The 638-nt window shown below is 46.7% G+C and carries 1 protein-coding gene; it reads left to right on the top strand.

Features of this window, described 5'->3' with window-relative positions; all coding sequences use genetic code 11:
• A partial coding sequence (locus R7093_RS26110; protein WP_318147134.1) for a PhzF family phenazine biosynthesis protein occupies positions 1-551 on the top strand: 551 nt, incomplete at its 5' end.
• Positions 552-638 lie beyond the last annotated feature (87 nt).

Genomic DNA, 638 nt, shown 5'->3' with positions numbered 1-638 from the left:
TGGTGTTGTTCGATCAACTCGGCGTTACAGGAAGTATTGAGTTTCACACATTAAAAGTGGGCACCTTAACCGTAATTAAGAACGCACTTGGCAAGATTGAAATGACATTTCCGACAAGAGCGCCACACCCCATCAACGCCATTCCTACGCAATTGATTGAGGGATTAAACTGCGAAATAACACACGTACTGCTTAGCCCACAAGCTTACTTCGTCATCGTGGAAGATGAGCAAACCGTTTTTGATGTTCAATATCGCTCCGACCAACTGAAACAACTCGCCCCTTACGATGTCGTCGTCACATCAAAAGGCAGTCAATACGACTTTGTATCTCGCTACTTTTGGCCAGCGAACGGCGGAGATGAAGACCCTGTCACAGGATCAATCCACGCAGGCTTAGCACCATATTGGGCGCGAGAGCTCGGCAAAGCATCTTTAGTGGCGTATCAAGCATCAGCGCGTGGTGGCGTTCTGTACTGCGAAGTCAAGGAGGATTGCGTCAATGTATCTGGTGATGGTGTGTTGTATATGAAAGGCAAAATTTACGTCTAACTGTACGTTGAAAATTGGCGTTAACTGTTTTTATCCTGAAAGCCTAGCCGCCCGCTAGGCTTTTCTATTTCCTGCTGTTTCAGCGTT

This window comes from Vibrio sp. 1580 (genome assembly GCF_033340055.1).
This window is presented reverse-complemented; position numbering and strand designations above follow the sequence as displayed.